This is a genomic window from Succinispira mobilis DSM 6222 (assembly GCF_000384135.1).
Lineage (GTDB): Bacteria > Bacillota > Negativicutes > Acidaminococcales > Succinispiraceae > Succinispira > Succinispira mobilis.
In genome coordinates this window covers 930,853-952,422 of record NZ_KB913028.1, presented here as the reverse complement: position 1 = coordinate 952,422, position 21,570 = coordinate 930,853, and the positions used below count along the sequence as shown (strand labels likewise).

The following is a 21,570-nucleotide window of genomic DNA, read 5'->3' as shown; positions in this document are numbered from 1 at the left end:
TTTATTTTTTCCTAATAGCCATTTGCATGTAGCACTTCTATTGCCTCTAAGATCTCTGAATGTAGAATCTTTATCTCGAAACTTCCTATTCCTGTATTTTTAGCTTTTTGTGTAGTAGCCTGAATTTCAACTAAAAAGCCTTCTTGTTCGAGTAATTGCTTAATTTTTTTAGCTTCCATACTGTTGGGTGCAATATATACAACTTGCCACATAGAACCCTCTCCAAATAAATTTATTCTTGCTCAACTTTGATTGCCCTAATTTTTTCAATAAGAATTGGTAATATTTTCTGAACATCGCCAACTATTCCATAATCCGCCGCTTTAAAAATTGGTGCATTGGCATCTTTATTTATCGCGATAATCATATCACAAGCATTTATACCAGCTAAATGCTGAATTGCCCCAGATATACCAAAAGCAAAATAAACTTTCGGGCCTACAGTAACCCCTGACTGTCCAACTTGCGCATGATGTTCCAACCACCCTGACTCCACTACCGCCCTTGAACCAGCCACAACACCCCCTAATAAATCCGCCAAGGTATAGAGTTGTTCAAATGTTTCCTTATTGCCCATCCCTCTGCCGCCTGCACAAATAATTTCAGCATCCTGAATATTGACACGCTCGGCGCTAATATCTACTATTGTTTCCAAAATTTTCACTAAGTTATCCTGCAAATTAGGCTCCTTGATTAGAATTATCTCGCCCTTACGACTATAATCCGCACGTGAAACAGGAAACACTTTAGGACGTACACTCCCCATTTGTGGACGATGTTCTGGGCAGACAATTGTCGCCATGATATTACCGCCAAAAGCAGGTCGAGTCCACTCAATTAGCTTCGCTTCTTCTGCCGAATTATCGATAGCTGTACAATCGGCACACAGCCCAGTTTTTAGCCTTCCTGCTATTCTCGGCGCTAAATCCCGCCCATTTACAGTAGCCCCAATAAGTAAAGCATTAGGTTTATGCTCTTTCACTAAATCCGTAACAACTTGTGTATAAATTTCAGTATTATATTCTAAGTAATTATTGTTTTCTAAGTAATAAACCTTATCTGCACCATTGGCAATTAAGTCTTGCAAATATTTTTGGGATAATCCCCCTATAACTATTGCTACGCATTCTTCCCCTGAAGCATCCGCTAATCTTCTAGCTACACCAAGTAGTTCATAGGCGACATTTTTAGGTCGATTTTTTTCACATTCTATATATACCCAAATATTTTTATAGCTATCTAAATCTATTATTAATCTATTATTAACTTGTTCTCTAATAATACACTTTACTGGACATTCGCTAATACAAGCTCCACAAGCAATACAATTTTCACCAATTTCTGCTTTACCATTTGCCTCAAATTCTATAGCTCCAACTGGACAGATGCTAATACAAGCCCCACAACCAATACAATTCTCTTTTTGCACTACTATTGCCATATTTTACACCCCATCCTCATTTTAATTTGAAATAATTTTCGCACTTATGAGTTTTTCTAGTAGCATATCTACAGCAATCTCTGGTGCTTGGTCCTGAATAATTTCATTTTTCATCCTGCTTATTTTCGGTGTGAAAATTTTACTTACTTGCGTTGGCGAGCCATTTAAGCCAAGGCAATGCTCTTCAACCTCTACATCTTTAACCGTAAGCACTTCTATTTCCGCGTGCAAAGCATTAAGTTTTCCACGAATACTGCCCAAGCGTGGCTCGCAACCATGTTTTTCCACCGTCGCCAGAAAACTACCTTGGACTTTTATTTTTTGCAAGTAGTCCTCACAGTTTCTAGTTAAAATTGCTTCGCCTTCATTCAATTTTATATCTTGCACATAAGTAACTTGTGGAATGGATAAATTTTCGGCAATTTCTGGTCCTACTTGCGCAGTATCGCCATCAATAGCTTGCTTACCACATAAAACTATCCCTACATTACCGATCTTTTTTATTGCTGCCGCTAAAGCATAACTAGTCGCCAAAGTATCCGCACCAGCAAAAGCTCTGTCACTTAACAAAACGCCCCTATCGGCCCCCATGCAAATTGCCTCTTTCAATACTTCGGTTGCTTGAGCTGGTCCCATGGACATTGCAATAACCTGTATCTCAGAATTCTCGTCTTTTAACTTAAGCGCCAATTCTAAAGCATATAAATCATAAGGATTGGCAATACTAGGTACCCCTGCCCGAACTAAAGTATTAGTTATTGGATCTATTTTTACTTCAGTAGTATCTGGAACCTGCTTAATACAAACAACTATATTCATTGTAAATAATTACCCCCCACCAGCTTGATATTCTTTCAGAAAACTTACATTATATTTTATCATTGATACCAGTTCCCTGCAATATTTCACAGTCTTTTTATTGTATTAGCACCTAAAATATCTTCAATCTCCTTAATCGTAAACTCTAAAGAACTATTCACAGAATATTGTTCCGTACATTTTATCTTGCGATTAGAAGCTGTAAAATGCAGATATACTGTATCTTTACCCACACTATCTAGTAACACATTTTTTAATTTTTCCAAGATAGTAGCTTGTTCATGCTCTTGATCAATTAAAAGCACTATCCCATTATTATGCCTGCCCAATTCCGATACATCCGTAACCATAATTTTAGCAGTATCATCTTGTATCGCAATTCTACCTTTTATAGCTACTAAGCTGCCACTATATATTAACCGATTAACCATATCAAAAATTTTCGGGAAAACAACAACCTCTATTGCACCCGTAAAATCCTCTAAAGAAGCAATTGCCATATGATCCCCACGCTTGGTAAGCGTTCTTTTACAAGTGTTTATCATCCCCGCAACTTCAATAAATTGATTTTCACGAAAAATTTCTTCTTGTATTTTCCTAATTTCCACAAAACTTGCTAATTTTTCACGATATTTATCTAATGGATGTCCAGTTACATAATAACCAATAATTTCTTTTTCTAACGCTAAAATTTGTTCTTGTGGTAATTCCTCTAGATTAGGATAATTTAAATCATGCTGTGCTTCCGCAAACTCCTCAAATAAACCAATTTGCCCCGACAAACGATCTTTATTTTTTTTGTTAGCCACATCTACTGCTTGTTCTAAAACCGCTAGTAATTGGGCTCTTTTTAAAGCAAACTCATCAAAAGCACCACATTTTATTAAACTTTCCAAAGCTCTTTTATTTACTATTCTAGGATCTAAGCGTTCACACAAATCTAGCAGGTTTTTAAAAGCACCTGCTTCACGAGCCGCTAAAATATTATGTACAGCATTTTCACCAATATTTTTGATTCCTGCTAAACCAAACAATATGTTATTATCCTTTACACTAAAGCCACTTTCACTATTATTGATGCTAGGAGGTTGAACACTAATCCCTAAATTACGGCACACCTCAATATAATAACCAACTTTGTCATTTTGCCCCATAACACTAGTCAACATTGCCGCCATAAATTCAGCTGGATAGTGGGCCTTAAGATAAGCTGTTTGGTAAGCAATCAGAGCATAGGCCGCTGAATGCGACTTATTAAAACCATAGCCAGCAAAATGTTCCAACAATTCAAAGACTTCTGTTGCTTTTGCGGCCTCAATGCCTTTAACTACAGCCCCTTGAATAAATGTTGATTTTAAGCTATTGAGTTCTTCTGGTTTTTTCTTACCCATAGCTCGTCGTAAAATATCTGCTTGCCCAAGAGTAAATCCAGCCATCGCCGAAGCAATTTGCATAACTTGTTCTTGATAAAGAATAACTCCAAAAGTATCTTTTACAATAAAATCCACACTCTCATGAATAGATTTTATTGGCTGTTTGCCATGTCGGGCATTAATAAAATCTGTAGCCATCCCTGTACCTAATGGACCAGGTCGATATAAAGCAACTAACGGAATCAAATCAGTAAACCCCTCGGGAGCTAAATCTTTTACCAATTGTGTCATTCCTGCTGACTCCATTTGAAATACGCCTGCAGTATCACCGCTTTGTAATAATTGGGCAGTTTTTTTATCAACTAAAGGAATTTTATCTATATCTAAATCAATGCCCTTGTTTTTTTTGATCATTTGCAAGGCATCTTGAATCACGGTTAAAGTCCTTAAACCCAGCAAATCCATTTTTAGCAAGCCGATATCTTCCGAACGATCTTTATCATACTGCGTAGTTACAAAACCCTCCGATGAATATTGTAACGGTACAAACTCATCAATGTTCCGTGGAGCAATAACCAACCCTGCAGCATGCGTTGAAGCATGTCTAGGGGTTCCTTCTACCGCCCGCGCTAAATCAAGCAATTTACGCATTTGCATGTCATCGTGATAAATTTCTTTTAGCTCTTTGCTCATTTGCAAAGCCTTATCAATTGTAATTCCCAACTCGTTAGGAATTAATTTAGCAATTTTATCTACATCGTTATAGGCAATATCTAATACTCTACCTACATCACGGATTGCACCTTTTGCCGCCATAGTCCCGAAAGTAATAATCTGTGCTACATGATCCGAATGATATTTATTGACAATATACTCAAACACTTCTTGACGCCGCTCATAGCAAAAGTCAATATCAATATCAGGCATACTTACCCGTTCTGGATTTAAAAAACGTTCAAAAAGTAAATCATAAGCTAACGGATCAATATTAGTAATCCCTAGCAAATAAGCCACAATACTTCCCGCTGCCGAACCCCTACCTGGGCCTACCAGAATTTTGTTTTGCCTAGCAAAATTTATAAAATCCCAAACAATTAAAAAGTATGATTCATAGCCCATATCCTTAATTACGCGCAACTCATATTCCAAGCGCTCAAATTCTACTTTCCCAGCTTGAGGGTAGCGTTCTTGCAGGCCTTTTTGACATAAGTTTTTCAAATAAGCTTCTGCTGTCTGTCCATCAGGCAATTCAAACTCAGGTAATAGCAACTTGCCAAATTGAATATCAACTTGGCAACGTTTGGCTATTTCTACTGACGTTTCCAAAACTTCTAGATCATCTGGAAATAAATTTTGCATTTCTTGATAAGTTTTTAAATAGAATTCATTATTGGGAAACTTCATCCGTTCCACATCTGCAACTCGTTTACCTGTTTGTACGCACAATAAAATATCTTGTGCTTCACTATCTTCACGCTTCACATAGTGAATATCGTTCGTAGCTACCCGCTTAAGTTCAAACCGCGTTGCCAAATTTATTAAATGCCTATTTACCTCTAGTTCCTCGGGTAACCCATGGTTTTGCACTTCTAAAAAAAAGTTGTTTTTACCAAAAATATCTACATATTCTTGTACTGTTTGCGCAGCTTTTTCAAGATTGCCCTCCAAAATATAACGCGGGATTTCCCCTGCAATACAAGCACTCAAACAAATTAAACCTGCACTATATTTTTTTAAAACCTCTTTATCAATCCGCGGGCGATAATAAAATCCTTCTAAATGACCGATGGAAACTAGTTTTAATAGATTTCGATAACCAATATTGTTTTCTGCTAATAAAATTAAATGATAAGAATTCTCCTTCTCACCAACACCCTTATCCAAACGCGAGGTTGAACTTATGTATACCTCACACCCTATTATCGGTTTTATTCCTTGTTTTTTTGCTTCCTTATAAAAATCAATTACACCATACATTACCCCATGATCAGTTATTGCTATCGCTGGCATATTTTGCTGCTTAGCCTGAGCAATTAATTTTTTAATCCTACTAGCCCCATCTAACAAGCTAAACTCCGTATGGTTGTGTAGGTGTACAAAATTTCCCATTGTTTGTCTCCTATTGTTAATCGCTACTTAAGCTCCGAATTATTCTTGAGATGTAGCTGCAAAAATTTTATTAAATAGGCTACTGGCCTCTTTTATTTTACTTTCACTACCTACTACGCAAAGATTATTATCCTGCATAATACTAGCAATAATTTGCGCTGTATCACGTAAATCCTGCAATTTTGTTGCCAAAATCTGTGTTCGAGATTGTTGAACTATCTCATCCGACAAACCCAATAAATAGCGGGTGATACTTCGTGTTAACTTGCCAGCATTAGACATTGGCATGTCTACTTTACTCATTGTTCCAATTATGTATTTTAAAACTTCTCGCTCGGATAATTCTAAGTTTGCCAAATAATCGGCCATTTGCTTATAAACTTCTATCGTATTTAACAAATTAGGATCGCGATAAGAAACAAATTGCCATACCCCGTTTCGTTTTAAGGTAATCATGGCCCCATAAGCGCCACCTTTAACCCGAATATTAGTCCAAAGATATTCATACCGCAAAACAGTTTCAACTACCCGCATACTACCATGATATTTAAAGCCTTTTTTCTTGAAATCACCGCCCATAGCTACATATTGCACCATACCTGGAGTATATATACCTTCATTTTTAGCTGGAACTGGCAACTTGTAATCCACCTCTGGATATTCTGTTTGTGGCAATTTAGAATTAAGCACTTGTAATTCAGCAAGTACTTGTGCTTGGTGACTAGTTTCGCAAGAATAACCCCATAATGCTTTAGGCGCTTTGACAACATATTTAAGAACTGTCTGTAAGTCATTAATTATCTGCTCCGCCTTAGTCTCAAAGTTTTCACTTAAATTGCGAATGAAATAATAGTAGTTTAAAGAACCTTGTTCACTAAACGCCGCTGCCTTAGAAAAATAAGCCGCTAGCCTGCTCATTGCAATTGTGTGCCCTTGACTTGATAGTCCAACTTCTATGGAGGTTTTGCTTTCATTAATAACCTCACGCAACCTTTTTTTATCCGTAAAATCAGTATCTAATAAAATTTCACTAATCAATTCTTGTAATTTATTCATCTTATTTAGTAAAACTTTAGCATTACAACTTAGTTTTACCACAAACTCATCCGCATTTTCTTCACTTGCCAACACATTCGCACTAAAACTAATCCCGCCAGTGTGTAAAGCAATTTCTTGAGCTAAATCAAAATAATTATATTTTTTAGTGGATAATTGTCCTAATAAATCACTTAACAAATATAAATAGCTAATTAATTCTTCTGGCAATTCATTGGCTGATAAATGTCCTTCAATGTAAGCAATTTTGTTTGTAAAAGCTGGTTGATACAAATAATTCACCTTATTTGTAGTAGTAACACTGTAGTTACTTTTTTCGGCTTCGGCTTTAATATCACTTAATTTTAACAAAGGAATTTTCTCTAACGCCTCTGGCGGATCAATATATTCTTGCATGGCCTGTAATTGAGCTGTTTCTACAACTAATTGTTCTAATTCTGCTGCAGTTGCTTGGGCTTTAATTGCTTCTAACTTAGTTTTTAGTGCTTTGCCACGCTCAATTTCCAAACCTATGCAAGGCGTCAATACCGTCAAGGAGCGATGGGTATTATCCATCAAATAAGTTTCAATGAAGTTTTCAAAATAGCGACCTTTTATGTTCTCCCGCATTTTTTCAATCAAACCTTCATATTTTAATGCTTCTAACGGACATTGATCATATAGCCAGGTATCCATTACCCGAATATTATAAATTAGACCTTTTGGGTAATTGCCAAAATCTGCCTCTCTTAATTTAAACTCAATAATATTTAACGCTGATTCTAACAGCTTTTTATCAATTCCTTTAGTTGCTAGTTCTTGCAAGCTAGCATAAATAGTTTTAACAAATTCTTCTTGCTTATCAGCATCCGTGCCACTAGCTACAATAGAAAACACATTTTGCTTAATACTACTTGTTGTACTACTTTCCACATCTTGAGCAATTTCCCGATCTAAAATAGCTTGTTTTAAAGGTGAGCCTGGCATATTTACCAAAATTATGTCTAAAATATTTAGGGCTAAATATTTTTCCATTTCATGAGATTCGCCTACTACAAAAGCCAGGCTAAAGAAACTCCGCCCTTTTGTATCTTCACCTTCAGATAAAGGATATTCAACTTTAGTAATTTTAGTTTTATTAAACGGCTCTTGCAGTTGTATTGCCGAATCCACTGTTATTTCTTCATAACTTTGTAAATATTCTTGATCAATAAATTTCAAACGCTCTATAATATCTAGTTTCCCATATAAATAAATATAACTATTAGCTGGGTGATAATACAAGGAATGGAATTTTTCAAAATCAGCCTGTGTTAACTGAGGAATTGCCTCAGGATGCCCCCCAGACTCATAGCGGTAGGTTGTGTCAGGAAATAAAGAAGCTTGACTTGCTTGTTCCAATACTGATTCAGGCGATGAATATACGCCTTTCATTTCATTGTAAACTACCCCTTTATAGATTAGCTCATCTTCTAACTTGGGCAGTGAATAGTGCCAGCCCTCTTGTTTTAACAAATATTTGTTTTCATAAATACGTGGATTAAATACTGCATCTAAATAAACATCCATTAAGTTATGAAAATCTTTATCATTCATACTGGCTACTGGATACATTGTTTTATCCGGGAATGTCATTGCATTTAAAAAAGTATTTAAAGATCCTTTAACTAATTCTACAAAAGGCTCTTTTAGTGGGAATTTTTTTGAACCACATAACACCGAATGCTCTAAAATATGTGCTACACCAGTATCATCACTGGCCGGAGTTCTAAAACTGATAGAAAAAACTTTATTGTCATCATCATTTGCTAAATATAACAAACGCGCCCCACTTTTTAAATGCTTAAACATATAGGCTTGCGAATTAACCTCTTGTAGTTGTTCACTATGAATCAAGATAAAACCTTGATATACTTCTCCAATTTTTAAATCCATTTTTTCTCTCCTTCTACTGTAAATATCTTTATTTTATTACATTTGTCCTCAGTTGAATAGCCTCAGCAATATGTAACGCTTGAATGTTTTCTTGCTCTGCCAAATCGGCAATTGTTCGCGCTACCTTTAATATTTTATCATAACTGCGCGCACTTAGGTTAAGACTGGTAAAAACTTGTTGCAATAATTTTTTACCAGTTGTATCAAGTTGACAATAAGTTCGAACTTGCGAGGCACTCATTTGCGCATTTGTATATATTTTTTGCCCAGAAAACCGTTGTAATTGTTTACTTCTAGCCAATTGGACTCGTGTTTGAATACTATCTGAACTTTCACCCGCTACACCTTGTAAATCTTGATAGTCAACGCGCGGCACATTAACCTGTAGATCCAAGCGCTCTAACAAAGGGCCAGAAATTTTCTTCTGATAAGCTTCAATTTCATGCGGCCGACATCGACAAACTTGCGTACTAGTTTCATAACCACAAAACCCACAGGGACAAGGATTAGCCGAGCCTAAAAGCAAAAAGTTTGCTGGGTAGACAATACTCGCTTGCACCCTAGCTATATTGACCTGACGGTCTTCTAGCGGTTGCCGCAAAACTTCTAACGCCGCCTTGGGAAATTCTAAAATTTCATCTAAAAATAAAACTCCATTATGACTCAAGGTTACTTCCCCAGGTTTAGGAATTTTACCGCCCCCTATCAACCCGCCAATAGAAATAGTATGGTGTGGACTACGAAAAGGCCGCTCTTTTATTAAGCCTTGATTATCACGAATTAAGCCCGCTACGCTATAAATTTTAGTTACTTCTAACGCTTCTTGCTCCGATAATTCTGGCAAAATACTCGGCAAACGTTTCGCCAGCATTGTTTTACCTGATCCTGGTGGCCCAACTAATAACAAATTATGACCGCCTGCGGCCGCAATTTCTAAAGCCCGTTTAGCCATAATTTGTCCCCGCACATCTGCAAAATCTAACCTAGCTGACTTTACTTTGCTACTGCTAGTTAATTTCTCCACCTTTGGCAAAATTGCTACTTGGTTTAAGTGTTCTACTAGTTGCTTCAAATTCTCCGGCGCATAAACTTGCAACTCGGAAACTAAACAAGCCTCTGCCGCACAAGCTCCCGCCAAGTATATTTCTTCTATTTTTTGAGTTTGAGCATGCATCGCCATACACAACACACCATTAGTTGCCCGAATCATCCCGTTTAAAGCTAACTCTCCCAGAAAAATTTTGTTGGCCAAGTGCTCTTGCGTAATTTGCCCACTCGCCTTGAGAATTCCAATAGCTATCGCTAAATCTAAACCCGAACCTTCTTTTTTCAAATCTGCTGGAGCTAAATTTACCGTAATCCGCGCAATTGGAAAATCAAAACCACTATTTTTAATCGCCGCGCGCACACGTTCTCGCGCTTCTTTGACGGCGATATTTGCTAGTCCAACTATCTCAAATGCCGGTAAACCATTGGAAATATCAATTTCGACAGTTACTAAAACGCCCTCTAATCCTAAAGTAGTCTCACCATATACAAACGTATACATCAGACAATTCGCCTCTTTTCTTTAATCAAAATGCATTTTGAAGATGCTCGCATTTAACCATTTTATAATTAGCATCTACTAAAATATCCACAACATCAAAACGAATTCGCTTTAAATTAGTTTTGGGAAAGTTATAAGCTAAAAAGTACTCGGCCACTTTTCTAATGATTGTTTGCTTCGCGTTAATTACACTTTCTAAGCCCCGACCATATCGCAAATTACGCCGCGTTTTTACTTCTACAAAAACTACCCACTCTTGATTTTCCACAATCAAATCAATTTCTCCTGCTTTTATCCGATAATTTTTTTCTATTAAACTGTAACCTGACGCTAAAAAATATTCTAGAGCCCAAGTTTCACCTTGAGCTCCTAATTGTTTATTATTCAACTCGATCACTTGCCTTGCATTCTTTTTTTCATAGCCAAAATTTGTTCGGTTTTGTAAACATACGATAAAACTTCCGCAACCGCCTGATACAATTCCGGTGGGATTTCTTGCTCTAATTCTAAGACCATCAACATTTGAGTCAATGGTTTATTTTTGTAAATTGGAATCGCTTGTTGTTGTGCCAAAGTTATAATGTTTTCTGCTGTAATCCCAATACCTTTAGCAACTACTTTAGGCGCACCTTCTGTTTCAGCTTCATAACGTAAAGCTACTGCTTGGACTCGTTCATTTTTTTTGCTTTTTTCTTCCATTCTCTCTACCTTGCCAAAGTTATATTATTTAATTGCAATTTACTCGAACTAATATTTTCAATAATTTCTGGAACAAAAGAATTAAAGCAATCTGCCGCTTCTACTTCGGGGAAATTAACTTTAATATCTAAAACATTTCCCTGCCACAAATGAAATATCGCGGTCACCAAACCAGAATACTCATAGTCTAAGCTAACTTTTAACCAAGTTTGTGTTTGCAATTCTTGTTTATTGTCCGCCTTTCCCTCACGCTCATGATACAAGTGGACATACACTGGTTTAGCCGGCTGGTCTTCGGCTAAATTCATTAATAACACAAATGATCCTTGTAAGCTTTTATTAGTTTGTTCCGAACCAACATTAAGATTTTTCACTAAACTACTAGCCATTTCTTTAATATTCTCCGTTAAATTCCCTACTTGTTTTTGAATATTATTAAGCTTACTGGCATTTTCTAGAAGTTTAGTTAACGCTGCATTTTCACCAGCTTCAGTATTTGGCAACTTATTTTTACTCATAATATCCTTAATTAGATTTTCCACACTTTGCCCTTCCTTAGGACTTAACAATCGCGGTAAAAATTCTTTCAGCTTACTGCCAATTTCATTTTGTTCACTTGCTGATAAAACAGCCTTGCCGGTTAAAAATTTTTCTAAAGTGTCATTTTTTAAAACATTACTTTGTTTTAATGTTTCTTCCAATAAAACCAGTTTTTTTACTAAATTAGTAACAGTTTGCGTCTGACCATTATTATTTTGCCCCAAATTAGAATTATTATTAAGTTTAGGTTGCAATAATTCATATTTATCGGCCGCCGCCTGCCTAGTATTTGTTAAATTGCCTGTGGTCTGCGCATCTTTAGCCATTAACAACTCTTTTGCTGAGCTTTCTTTAGCCACAAAGTTTTCTTTCGTTTCCGTAGTATTTTTACCAATTGTTGCTTCGAAGAGTTTATCTTTGGCAATTGTCGTCTCAGCCGACTTACTTGGTAGTACAACTTCGCCTTTTAATATCGCTTCTGGATTTTTAGAAGTTAAGGAACTAGCCTTCTCGTCAGAGCCTGCCTCCATAGCTTTAGGCGGATTTTTGGGATTTTGTTCGTTAGCTAACTTTAAAGTAGACTCATTTAATATTTGAGCAGGTTTTTCCGTTCCTAAAGTTTTATTGCTATCTGTCTTCTGCCCCAAATTCTCTAAAGCAGTTTTTAGATTTTTTTGTTGTTCTTCCCCTAACTTACTGGCTTGCTCTGCCGGTAAACTAGTTTTCCCAGACTCTGTTGGCAATTTTTCTTTAGTTGTCGACAAAGCATTTTCTGATAAAGTTGGCAGTTGCTCTTTGGGCAGAGTAGTTACCGTAGCATCTTTAGCACTACTTTGTTCTGGATTTTTTGTTAAATCTATGTCTGGCAACTCCGCTTTAGCTGGTAATTCCGCTTGTTTTAAAAAGCTTTCAATGCGTTGGGCAAATTTTTTCAGAACTTGTTTTTGCGTATTTGCATTAGTATCTGCTAAATCTTCTGTAGAAAACAAATCAGTCAAAATCCCACTCGACAAATTTAATAATGTTTTAGCCAAATCTTTTTGTGATTGAATGGCTAAACTCAAACCATCTTTTATTTCACTACTTGCGGTGTGCGACTTAATAAAAGCCGTTATTAGTTCTTTACTAGCTTCTGGCAACTTATATTTTTCTAAATTAACTAATTGCTCTAAGGACTTTAAAAGTCCCTGTGTACCCTCAGAAGTAGTGACGCGCACAGCATTTTCCGCCGTATGCACTGTTTCAGTAGAACTTTTCGTCAACATTTCTATGCCTGCTTTACTCAGATTATTTGTAGTTGTATTAGCTACAGTTTCTGCCGTTTTTCCTTCGACTTCTTGAATTTTTCCAGACTCTAAACCTTTTTTTAAATCTTGAGAGGTTATATTGGTAGGTAAAATAGTTGTATTAGCATTTATCTGCACTATTTATCACTCCCTTTTTTTGCTACAATGCTTTTTATTGGCTCATAACTTTGGCGATAAAACTCTGCAACTCCATATTTTTCTACCGCTTGAACATGTTCTCTAGTGGGATAACCTTTGTGTTTATCTAAACCATATACTGGGTACAATTTGTGCAAATCTAGCATTAACTTATCTCTAGTTGTCTTAGCCACAATAGAGGCCGCCGCAATACTTAAACTTAAACTGTCCCCTTTAATAATACTCTCTATTATAATTTCCGGAATTTTTAGCGGCATGGCATCAATTAGAGCAACCTCGGGTTTGATAACTAGTGCTTGCAAGCTATCTTGCATACCTTTTAACGTGGCTTGGTAAATATTTAATTCATCAATAACTTTTGGGCTAATTACCTGAACATTAACTGCCAATGCTTGCTGATAAATCGCTTTACATAATAACTCACGCTTATTGGCAGTTAACTTCTTAGAATCATCAACCCCAGGTAAATCACATTTTTCTGGCAAAATAACACTAGCTACAACCAAGGGTCCAGCAATTGGTCCCCGCCCAGCCTCATCAACCCCCGCAATATATTTTACACCTTGCTGATAATAGCAACGTTCAAATTTTAGCAATTCTTGCTGGCGCAATGTCGTCTTTTTAATTTTCTCTTGGCGCTTATAATAACTCTTTAATAAATTCTGCACATTTTTTCGCTCATCAGTGGCTAACGTTGTTAAAATTTCTATATTGACGTTATCTTGCGCTAACAATTCTTTAATTTCTAATATTTTCATTTTTCATCCTCGCATTTTCCAATTGTAGCAAATTAATTATTAAGCCTCAAATTTCTTAGCCTAAATAACATAAAAAAGCTGTTTGCTCCCTGAAATTCAGCTTTTAAACTTGCTAAAAAGCTTACCTTAAGTTTAACATAAACTCCACTCCCAAAGAAAATAAACAACTCTGTTTTTCTCAAATGCACATTGCTTAGCATAGTTTTTTATTTTAATTAGGTTTTTTTCTTTTTTTATCATTATTTATCCTGAAAACTATTGTTATTATCCTTTATTATGATATAATTTTATAAATTATATCATAATTGGTATATCGCTTTTTATTACATTTTATTAAGGAGGTCAATTTTAAATGCGTATAGTTTTAAGTATTGTTGGTAAAGACCGCGTAGGAATCATAGCAATGGTGAGTGGGGTGCTCGCTGAAAATCAAGTAAATATCTTAAATATCAACCAAAATATTTTAGATGGCTATTTTAATATGGTTATGATTGCTGACATGAGTAACGCTACTACTGACTTGCAAGCTTTCCAAGCTATTTTAAAAGAAAAAGGCAGTGAGTATGGTGTTGAAATAAAAGTACAACACGAAGACATCTTCCAAATTATGCATAGAATTTAATTAAATTTATCCCTCAACAATTGCATTTATTTTATCCAAAGCTTTAATAACCTTGTCCAAACAAAACTACTAAGCAAATTCTATAACTTGCTAGTAACTGTCATAATAAAAACTAAAGGAGTTTTCTAGAAATGTGGAATTTTTCAATGCAAGATATTCTTGATACTAATCGCATGATTACTGAGCATAATCTCGATGTCCGTACAATTACCATGGGAATTAACCTTTGCGATTGTAGCAGTTTAGATATTAAAACCACGGCTAATAAAATTTATGATAAAATCACTAGCCGCGCCCAACACTTAGTCCGCACTGGCGAAGACTTAGAGCGTGAGTTTGGTGTACCGATTATTAATAAACGTATTTCCGTTACGCCGATATCTATTATCGGTGCTAGCTGTAATGCTAAAGACTTTACACCTCTAGCCCATGCTCTTGATCGAGCAGCTAAGGCCGTAGGGGTTAATTTTATTGGTGGTTTTTCCGCACTAGTAGAAAAAGGCTATACCGATGCTGATATTGCTCTAATCAACTCAATTCCTGAAGCTCTAGCAACTACAGATATTGTCTGTTCTTCCGTAAGTATCGGCTCTACTAAATCAGGTATTAATATGGATGCCGTAGCTAAAATGGGGCAAATTATTAAACAAGCAGCCGAACTTACAAAAACCCGTGATGCTATTGCTTGCGCTAAATTAGTTGTTTTTTGCAATTCTGTGCCTGATAACCCCTTTATGGCCGGAGCTTTTCATGGTGTAACCGAACCTGAAACAGTTATCAACGTTGGCGTTTCTGGCCCTGGTGTTGTAAAACACGCTCTAGAAGCAGTACGTGGTCAAGATATGGGTGTAGTCGCTGAAACAATTAAAAAAACGGCCTTTAAAATAACTCGTGTAGGTCAATTAGTCGCTCAAGAAGCAGCCAAACGATTAAATACCCAATTTGGAATTATCGATCTATCACTTGCGCCAACTCCAGCTGTTGGTGATAGCGTAGCTTATATTTTAGAAGAAATTGGTTTGGAAAGTTGCGGAGCACCAGGTACTACTGCCGCTCTAGCAATGCTCAATGATGCTGTGAAAAAAGGCGGTCTAATGGCTTCTAGCTATGTCGGCGGTTTAAGTGGAGCTTTCATCCCCGTCAGTGAAGATGCTGGTATGATAAAAGCTGTTAGCTGTGGTAGCTTAACTTTAGAAAAATTAGAGGCTATGACATGCGTTTGTTCTGTAGGCTTAGATATGATTGCCATCCCTGGTGATACCAGCGCTCAAACTATCTCGGCAATAATTGCTGATGAAGCGGCAATTGGTATGATTAACAACAAAACTACTGCTGTACGCTTAATTCCTGTTCCAGGAAAAGGAGCTGGCGAAATAGTTGAATTTGGAGGTCTCTTAGGTTATTGTCCTATTTTACCAGTTAATAAATTTAGCGCTGATAAATTTATTGCGCGCGGTGGAAGAATTCCTGCTCCAGTTCGTAGCTTAACTAACTAAAAATGGCTACAGTAAAGCAAAAAAAGATTCTCCAAATTCTAGCTACAACTTATCAAGGTCTAGGTACCGCCCTAACACATAGTAATAATTTTGAACTACTAGTTGCAGTGATTTTATCAGCCCAATGTACTGATGAGCGTGTCAATATCATTACTAAGCGACTATTTCCTAAATATTCTACCCCTGCTATCTGGTTAGAGCAGCTAACAGAAGCGAAACTTATGGAGCTTATTCATGATTGTGGTCTATTTCGCAGTAAAGCTAAAAATCTTTTAGCCACTTGCGCTATCTTAGTTGAAAAACACCAAGGTCAAGTTCCTAATAAATTTGAAGAGCTCGTGCTTTTACCAGGTGTCGGCCGTAAAACAGCTAATGTTATGTTAAGTCAAGCTTTTGGTGTGCCAGCAATTGCTGTAGATACGCATGTTTTCAGAACTTCGCGGCGCCTTGGTCTTGCCAAAAGTGATGATGTGATGGCGGTCGAGCAAGAATTACAAAAAACAATTCCGAAAAAAAATTGGTCAGCAGCCCACCACTGGTTAATTTGGCATGGTCGTAAACTTTGCAAAGCCCGTAAACCCCTTTGTCAGCTTTGTCCTTTGCAAAGCTTATGTACCAGTGATGATAAAACAACCGCATAATTAAAATTAAGTGACCAGCAACTATTAGTGGAAATGAACTGCCCCCCAATCGTTAGATTTTTAGCTCTAACTTTCAGGGGGCAATTCATAGCAAAAGTGTGCTGGTCATTTTTATATTTTAAGCAAATTTAAATTATATTGCTTTTTTGCTCATAAAAGTTGCCGTCCGTTTAGCAACATTTTCCTGATAATTACGATAAAAAAATTGAAAATCATAAATATGATATACACCATTACTTAATACAGGATAGGCAAAGTCATATTTGGCCCTATCCACATTGGTCACTTTTAAAGTACCACGTTTAGAATCTAGATATGCACCTGTAAATTTAGGAATTTCCTCTATTACTTTACCAGTGCCATCTATAAAAACTGCACCTTTATTTTCAGCTCGTCCTGCTTTTGCCGAAGTAGTTTGCCAATTTAGCGGATTAATTCCCAAAGTTTTTTGTGGAACTAATAGTGAATAAGTTACCTCTGGCGCTTCGGTATTCCATGAAACAATTACCCCAGTATCTGTCTCCCCTCTAGCCATTTTAAGTTGCGAATACTTTAGCAAATCTTCTGGAGTAATTCGCCAACCAATAGCGTAGGTTGCAATCAAACGTTGTTGTTCTCTGGACGTAATAACATCATTTTTTAGTAACTCTAGCACTAACTGTGCCCCTTGACTAAAACCTGCTAAAATAAATGGCCTACCCTCATTAAAATTATCCATATAGTAACGAAAGGCTGCCTTAATGTCTGAAAAAGCAACTTGTGTATAAATAGCTCTTTCTTCAGGTGTAGCAATATAAACGGGCATTCCTATTTGCCGATAATACGGCGCATAAAAATTCGCCGTTGCTGCAAATATACCTTGTTCTTGCTTTACGGCACTTAAAAAATTAGCTTTAGCCGTTAAATTATCCATGGACATGTTTTTCATTTCTGAATGCACTGTCGGGGCGACAAAAAACACATCAACGTCTTTATTACGCATGTTAGCTTCACACATCACTGCCCAATTAGCAGCGTTTTGATAATCTACAGCCGCAAAACTCTGCCCCGAAACTGTAACCAACAATAAGAGCATTATAAAAGTTGTTGCCATTAGCCGAAATAAATTTTTCTTAAACATTACTCTACTCCTCATATAATAATTTATAAACAACATTCTGCAATTATTTACATGATTTATTTTATTTTTTGCATGCAGCAAAACTATTATTACTAAAAACACCTCTCTAAAAATAAGTCAAAAGCACAGTTTTTTCTATTTGTACAGCCTTTTGCTTATTGTTTAATTTTTACACTCTAGACTTTGTATATATTTATTTTCAGCTATTATTTTATTTGCTTCCCAAGCTTAAGTCAATAATTATAAACTTTTCAACCTTTAGTCATTAATCAGCCTAACTTAGCTTAATATTCTCACATTTACTTGACAGTTTCCGATATCTTCGCTTATGATTATCACAATAAATAATAAATTAAAGGGGTTTTTCTTATGAATACAGATACGGCTTTAAGCTTAAAAAAATGGGCAGTAGTCGGTGCTACTTCCAATACTAACAAATTTGGCTGTAAGGTTTATCGAAAATTAAAAAACTGTGGTTATGAGGTTTACGCGGTAAATCCTGGCCTAGAAGAAGTTCTAGGTGACAAATGTTATCCTAACTTAGCAGCTTTGCCGACTACCGTCGAAATTGTTAATTTTGTAGTTCCAGAAGCTGCAGCTTTACAAGTTCTACAAGATATGAAAACCTTAGGTATCAAAATAGCCTGGTTTCAACCTGGTGCTGATAGCAAAGCTGTATTAGCTTTAGCCAAAGAATTGGAAATTGAAATAATCCAAAACTGCGTTCTCGTCGCCCTTTAATCAATAAAACTCAAAGGACAATTCTAGCTCATTATGAGCGGGAATTGTCCTTTTTATTATGCAGTTTTTCTTTAAAAGTTCTAAATATGTGTACTTAAAATCTCAGTTGTATAAGCCAAAACTTCACTAAAAAATTCCATGGGCACCAAAATTTTGCCATTGTTAAATTGAGGAGCAGCATCTAGCTTAAGCATTTGATTGTTAAGTTGATAGTCAGTTACTTGTGCCTTTAAAGTTACAGTTTGCCAGCCTTTGTGCAATTCTACTTGCTGCTTTTCTGCTAACCATTCTACTTTATAACCTAGTTTTTCAGCTACTGCTCTTAATGGAACCAATACTGTCCGTTCTTGTTTCAAAAGATCATCTGACGCTAACTGAATTTCTTGACCATTTACAGCAATAACGCCAGCAAGTTCATGTAATTTTATAATACAATTTGCCTGTGTATTCAGTTTTACAGCCTTAGTTGCCGTAGCTTGTCCCGGTAAACTCATTGTCATCATGCGATACCAAACTAAAAGCTCATCGCCAACTTTAATGTTCTTAGCGTTCACTAAAACATCACTCGTTATTGTTACTAAACGATCGCCATTAGTACATAGTACTCTTACACCATTTGGCACTTTTAATACTTGCTCTACCTGTAAATATATTGCCCGATCATTCGTATCCCCAATAACCACAGCAAAAGCTTTTGATTGTGGAGGGATACTTCTTGTTGTCATCGGCGAGTAATAGCCCGTAATTGCCAACCCTTTTTTTAAATTTTTTTCAGTAACCAGTTTCCCCGAAATTCCATCTACAATATAAGTTTTATCATCCAACTTTAAAACTACTTCTTTAAAATCTCCTTCGCCCAATAAATTTACGCCAATTTCATTTAGCTGTTTAATTTTACCAGTTGTTTGGAGCACATTTCTAGTCGACTTTCCTTCAGAAAATTGCTGTGCACTAGCTACACCCATTAGGAAAAACAAGCTCAAACATAAAAACATTATTTTTTTCAACATACCTTTACCTCCTGTTTGTAAAATGTTTCCTGCTCGAATTTTATCATCAACCCCAAAATAATGCAAATCACCCTGTTATTTGTTAAGTATTTATCACTTTTACCTACATTTTCTTGCTTTAAAGTTTGACACACTGCCCCTAAAATCTTATAATTAATTAGATATAATCAAGTTTTTAGCGTATTATAAATTTATATACTGATGGAGGAATTTTTTTTAATGAATACTATCGACAAAAAAGCGATAACTACGATACGTACTCTTTCTATCGATGCAGTGGAACAAGCAAACTCAGGGCATCCCGGCCTACCTTTAGGTACAGCGCCCTTAGCCTATACTTTATGGGATAAAGTTATGCAACACAACCCTAAAAATCCTAATTGGGTAAATCGCGACCGCTTTATTCTTTCTGCAGGTCATGGTTCAGCTCTTTTATACTCTCTTTTACATCTAACTGGCTATGATTTACCCCTAGAGGAAGTTAAAGCTTTCCGTCAATTAGATTCTAAAACTCCTGGTCACCCTGAATATGGTCACACGCCTGGAGTGGAAGCAACAACTGGTCCTCTTGGGCATGGTTTTGCCATGGGGGTAGGTATGGCCATTGCTGAAACAGCTTTAGCCGCTAAATTCAATCAACCTGATTTCCCAATTATTGACCACTACACTTATGCTTTAGTTTCTGATGGTGACTTAATGGAAGGCGTTAGTGCTGAAGCCGCTTCTTTAGCCGGAACTATGCAACTTGGTAAATTAATTTATCTTTACGATGATAATAACATCACTATTGAAGGTACTACTGATATTGCTTTTACCGAAAATGTTCAAGCTCGTTTTGAAGCCTACGGTTGGCAAGTACTTCGTGTTAATGACAGCGAAGATCTTGTAGCTTTAATAAATTGCATTGAACTGGCTAAACAAGAAACTGCTAAACCTAGCTTAATCATTGTCAAAACGCATATCGGTTTTGCCAGTCCTAAACAAGATAGTCCGGCAGCGCATGGTGAACCCCTAGGTAAAGACGCGATCATTACCACTAAGCAAGCTCTAGGCGTTGCGGATCTTACCCCATTTTATATTCCAAGTGAAGTACAAGAATATTTTGCTGAACGCCTTAAAGTTCATGCTGAGCAAGAACAAACTTGGCAAGAACTGTTTGATAAATATGCCAAACAATATCCTACGCAAGCTCAAGAGCTTCAAGAACAACTACAAGGTAAATTACCAGCTAATTTGGCAACTAGCTTAAGCCAATTATTTATTGATAAAACTAGTAGCGCCACTCGTGATGCTTCTGGGGAAATTCTCCAACTTTTAGCTAAAAATATTCCAGCTCTGATTGGTGGATCTGCCGATCTTGGCCCTTCTAATAAAACCTTACTTAAAGGTCTAGGTGATTTTTCTGCCCAAGACCGTACTGGTCGCAATCTACATTTTGGGGTTCGGGAACATGCTACTGGCACAATTTTAAATGGAATTGCTTTACATGGCGGTTTTATCCCTTATGGCGCAACTTTCCTAGTATTTGTCGACTTTATGCGTCCAGCTTTGCGTTTAGCAGCACTTATGGGTATTCACTCTATTTTTGTTTTAACTCACGATAGCATTGCTGTTGGTGAAGATGGTCCAACCCATCAACCAATTGAACATGCTATGAGCTTGCGCATTATTCCTAATTTAGATGTCCTACGACCTGCGGATGCTTTAGAAACAGCAGCAGCTTGGCACTTAGCCGTAAGCAATAAACGACCTGTATCTTTACTTTTAACTCGTCAAAAATTGCCAGTATTAGCTGCTTATCAAACGCAAATTGCTAGTGGGGTTGCTAAAGGTGCTTATAAATTAGGTGAAGAACTTAATCCCGATATTACAATTTTAGCAAGCGGCTCAGAGGTTCATCTAGCTTTAGCTGGTGCAGAACTCTTAAAAACAACTGGTATAAAAGCCCAAGTAGTTTCAATGCCTTGTTGGGAATATTTTGAACAACAAACTGCTGCTTACAAATCAACAGTAATTCCAAACCACATACCAACTATGGCTATTGAAGCTGGGGTTACCCTAGGTTGGAGCAAATATACCAAAAATCACGAACATATTCTCGGCATCGATACCTTCGGGGCGTCTGGCCCTGGCGATAAGGTTTATGCTAAATTTGGTTTTACAGCACAAGCAGTAGCTGAGCTAGCCAAAAAAATCTTGAAAAAATAATATTATCAGTATTGATAGTCGAGTGGAAA

At 36.6% G+C, this 21,570-nt stretch carries 17 protein-coding genes; 5 read left to right on the top strand and 12 right to left on the bottom strand.

The genetic code is table 11. The features are described 5' to 3' along the window. Window positions 1-11 precede the first annotated feature (11 nt). From SUCMO_RS0104535 to SUCMO_RS0104490, 10 genes are all read right to left on the bottom strand, one after another. Window positions 12-212: a hypothetical protein gene (locus SUCMO_RS0104535; protein ID WP_019879343.1), complete on the bottom strand. Its 201-nt coding sequence runs from the start codon at window positions 210-212 to the stop codon at window positions 12-14. 20 nt (window positions 213-232) lie between these two features. Next, entirely contained in the window at window positions 233-1,441 is a 1,209-nt protein-coding gene (locus SUCMO_RS0104530) for an electron transfer flavoprotein subunit alpha (RefSeq protein ID WP_019879342.1), read from the bottom strand. A 21-nt stretch (window positions 1,442-1,462) separates the two neighbouring features. Continuing rightward, the gene (locus tag SUCMO_RS0104525; RefSeq protein ID WP_019879340.1) at window positions 1,463-2,260 is read right to left on the bottom strand and encodes an electron transfer flavoprotein subunit beta/FixA family protein; all 798 of its coding nucleotides are present in this window, start codon (window positions 2,258-2,260) and stop codon (window positions 1,463-1,465) included. Between the two features lie 86 nt (window positions 2,261-2,346). Further along, complete coding sequence (locus SUCMO_RS0104520) at window positions 2,347-5,742, bottom strand: DNA polymerase III subunit alpha (RefSeq protein WP_019879339.1); 3,396 nt, start codon at window positions 5,740-5,742, stop codon at window positions 2,347-2,349. Between the two features lie 39 nt (window positions 5,743-5,781). Continuing rightward, window positions 5,782-8,712, bottom strand: coding sequence for an insulinase family protein (locus tag SUCMO_RS0104515; protein WP_019879338.1), 2,931 nt, complete (start codon window positions 8,710-8,712; stop codon window positions 5,782-5,784). Window positions 8,713-8,740: 28 nt separating this feature from the next. Next, window positions 8,741-10,261, bottom strand: a complete 1,521-nt coding sequence (locus tag SUCMO_RS0104510) for a YifB family Mg chelatase-like AAA ATPase (RefSeq protein ID WP_019879337.1) — start codon at window positions 10,259-10,261, stop codon at window positions 8,741-8,743. 25 nt (window positions 10,262-10,286) lie between these two features. Then, entirely contained in the window at window positions 10,287-10,649 is a 363-nt protein-coding gene (locus SUCMO_RS0104505; protein WP_028953873.1) for a YraN family protein, read from the bottom strand. A 5-nt stretch (window positions 10,650-10,654) separates the two neighbouring features. After that, window positions 10,655-10,960 (bottom strand): EscU/YscU/HrcU family type III secretion system export apparatus switch protein, encoded by a 306-nt coding sequence (locus tag SUCMO_RS0104500; RefSeq protein WP_019879335.1) that lies wholly within the window; start codon window positions 10,958-10,960, stop codon window positions 10,655-10,657. Between the two features lie 5 nt (window positions 10,961-10,965). After that, window positions 10,966-12,924, bottom strand: coding sequence for a hypothetical protein (locus SUCMO_RS0104495; RefSeq protein WP_019879334.1), 1,959 nt, complete (start codon window positions 12,922-12,924; stop codon window positions 10,966-10,968). After that, window positions 12,924-13,703 (bottom strand): ribonuclease HII, encoded by a 780-nt coding sequence (locus tag SUCMO_RS0104490; protein ID WP_019879333.1) that lies wholly within the window; start codon window positions 13,701-13,703, stop codon window positions 12,924-12,926. Before SUCMO_RS0104490 ends, SUCMO_RS0104495 begins: the two co-directional genes overlap by 1 nt. A 352-nt stretch (window positions 13,704-14,055) precedes the next feature. Here SUCMO_RS0104490 and SUCMO_RS0104485 point away from each other — a divergent pair, with 352 nt between their 5' ends. The 3 genes from SUCMO_RS0104485 to nth all read left to right on the top strand — a co-directional run bounded on the left by SUCMO_RS0104485 (window position 14,056) and on the right by nth (window position 16,462). Next, on the top strand, window positions 14,056-14,325 hold the full coding sequence (locus tag SUCMO_RS0104485) for an ACT domain-containing protein (RefSeq protein WP_019879332.1): 270 nt from the start codon (window positions 14,056-14,058) through the stop codon (window positions 14,323-14,325). 131 nt (window positions 14,326-14,456) lie between these two features. After that, on the top strand, window positions 14,457-15,821 hold the full coding sequence (locus SUCMO_RS0104480) for a PFL family protein (protein WP_019879331.1): 1,365 nt from the start codon (window positions 14,457-14,459) through the stop codon (window positions 15,819-15,821). A 2-nt stretch (window positions 15,822-15,823) separates the two neighbouring features. Continuing rightward, complete coding sequence (nth, locus tag SUCMO_RS0104475; RefSeq protein WP_019879330.1) at window positions 15,824-16,462, top strand: endonuclease III; 639 nt, start codon at window positions 15,824-15,826, stop codon at window positions 16,460-16,462. 133 nt (window positions 16,463-16,595) lie between these two features. Here nth and SUCMO_RS0104470 read toward each other — a convergent pair whose 3' ends face one another. Continuing rightward, the gene (locus SUCMO_RS0104470; RefSeq protein WP_019879329.1) at window positions 16,596-17,582 is read right to left on the bottom strand and encodes a DUF3089 domain-containing protein; all 987 of its coding nucleotides are present in this window, start codon (window positions 17,580-17,582) and stop codon (window positions 16,596-16,598) included. A 369-nt stretch (window positions 17,583-17,951) separates the two neighbouring features. On the opposite strand from SUCMO_RS0104470, the gene SUCMO_RS0104465 reads away from it, so the two are divergent. Next, on the top strand, window positions 17,952-18,323 hold the full coding sequence (locus tag SUCMO_RS0104465; RefSeq protein WP_019879328.1) for a CoA-binding protein: 372 nt from the start codon (window positions 17,952-17,954) through the stop codon (window positions 18,321-18,323). 80 nt (window positions 18,324-18,403) lie between these two features. On the opposite strand, the gene SUCMO_RS10960 is transcribed toward SUCMO_RS0104465, so the two are convergent. Continuing rightward, window positions 18,404-19,333 (bottom strand): copper amine oxidase N-terminal domain-containing protein, encoded by a 930-nt coding sequence (locus SUCMO_RS10960; RefSeq protein ID WP_019879327.1) that lies wholly within the window; start codon window positions 19,331-19,333, stop codon window positions 18,404-18,406. A 219-nt stretch (window positions 19,334-19,552) separates the two neighbouring features. On the opposite strand from SUCMO_RS10960, the gene tkt reads away from it, so the two are divergent. Then, window positions 19,553-21,541, top strand: a complete 1,989-nt coding sequence (gene tkt, locus SUCMO_RS0104455) for a transketolase (protein WP_019879326.1) — start codon at window positions 19,553-19,555, stop codon at window positions 21,539-21,541. Window positions 21,542-21,570 lie beyond the last annotated feature (29 nt).

What these genes read in the sequence shown, in the direction of transcription:
- SUCMO_RS0104535 (WP_019879343.1), bottom strand. Translation starts at nt 212, where the DNA reads ATGTGGCAAGTTGTATATATTGCACCCAACAGTATGGAAGCTAAAAAA.
- SUCMO_RS0104530 (WP_019879342.1), bottom strand. Translation starts at nt 1,441, where the DNA reads ATGGCAATAGTAGTGCAAAAAGAGAATTGTATTGGTTGTGGGGCTTGT.
- SUCMO_RS0104525 (WP_019879340.1), bottom strand. Translation starts at nt 2,260, where the DNA reads ATGAATATAGTTGTTTGTATTAAGCAGGTTCCAGATACTACTGAAGTA.
- SUCMO_RS0104520 (WP_019879339.1), bottom strand. Translation starts at nt 5,742, where the DNA reads ATGGGAAATTTTGTACACCTACACAACCATACGGAGTTTAGCTTGTTA.
- SUCMO_RS0104515 (WP_019879338.1), bottom strand. Translation starts at nt 8,712, where the DNA reads ATGGATTTAAAAATTGGAGAAGTATATCAAGGTTTTATCTTGATTCAT.
- SUCMO_RS0104510 (WP_019879337.1), bottom strand. Translation starts at nt 10,261, where the DNA reads ATGTATACGTTTGTATATGGTGAGACTACTTTAGGATTAGAGGGCGTT.
- SUCMO_RS0104500 (WP_019879335.1), bottom strand. Translation starts at nt 10,960, where the DNA reads ATGGAAGAAAAAAGCAAAAAAAATGAACGAGTCCAAGCAGTAGCTTTA.
- SUCMO_RS0104490 (WP_019879333.1), bottom strand. Translation starts at nt 13,703, where the DNA reads ATGAAAATATTAGAAATTAAAGAATTGTTAGCGCAAGATAACGTCAAT.
- SUCMO_RS0104485 (WP_019879332.1), top strand. Translation starts at nt 14,056, where the DNA reads ATGCGTATAGTTTTAAGTATTGTTGGTAAAGACCGCGTAGGAATCATA.
- SUCMO_RS0104480 (WP_019879331.1), top strand. Translation starts at nt 14,457, where the DNA reads ATGTGGAATTTTTCAATGCAAGATATTCTTGATACTAATCGCATGATT.
- nth (WP_019879330.1), top strand. Translation starts at nt 15,824, where the DNA reads ATGGCTACAGTAAAGCAAAAAAAGATTCTCCAAATTCTAGCTACAACT.
- SUCMO_RS0104470 (WP_019879329.1), bottom strand. Translation starts at nt 17,582, where the DNA reads ATGTTTAAGAAAAATTTATTTCGGCTAATGGCAACAACTTTTATAATG.
- SUCMO_RS0104465 (WP_019879328.1), top strand. Translation starts at nt 17,952, where the DNA reads ATGAATACAGATACGGCTTTAAGCTTAAAAAAATGGGCAGTAGTCGGT.
- SUCMO_RS10960 (WP_019879327.1), bottom strand. Translation starts at nt 19,333, where the DNA reads ATGTTGAAAAAAATAATGTTTTTATGTTTGAGCTTGTTTTTCCTAATG.
- tkt (WP_019879326.1), top strand. Translation starts at nt 19,553, where the DNA reads ATGAATACTATCGACAAAAAAGCGATAACTACGATACGTACTCTTTCT.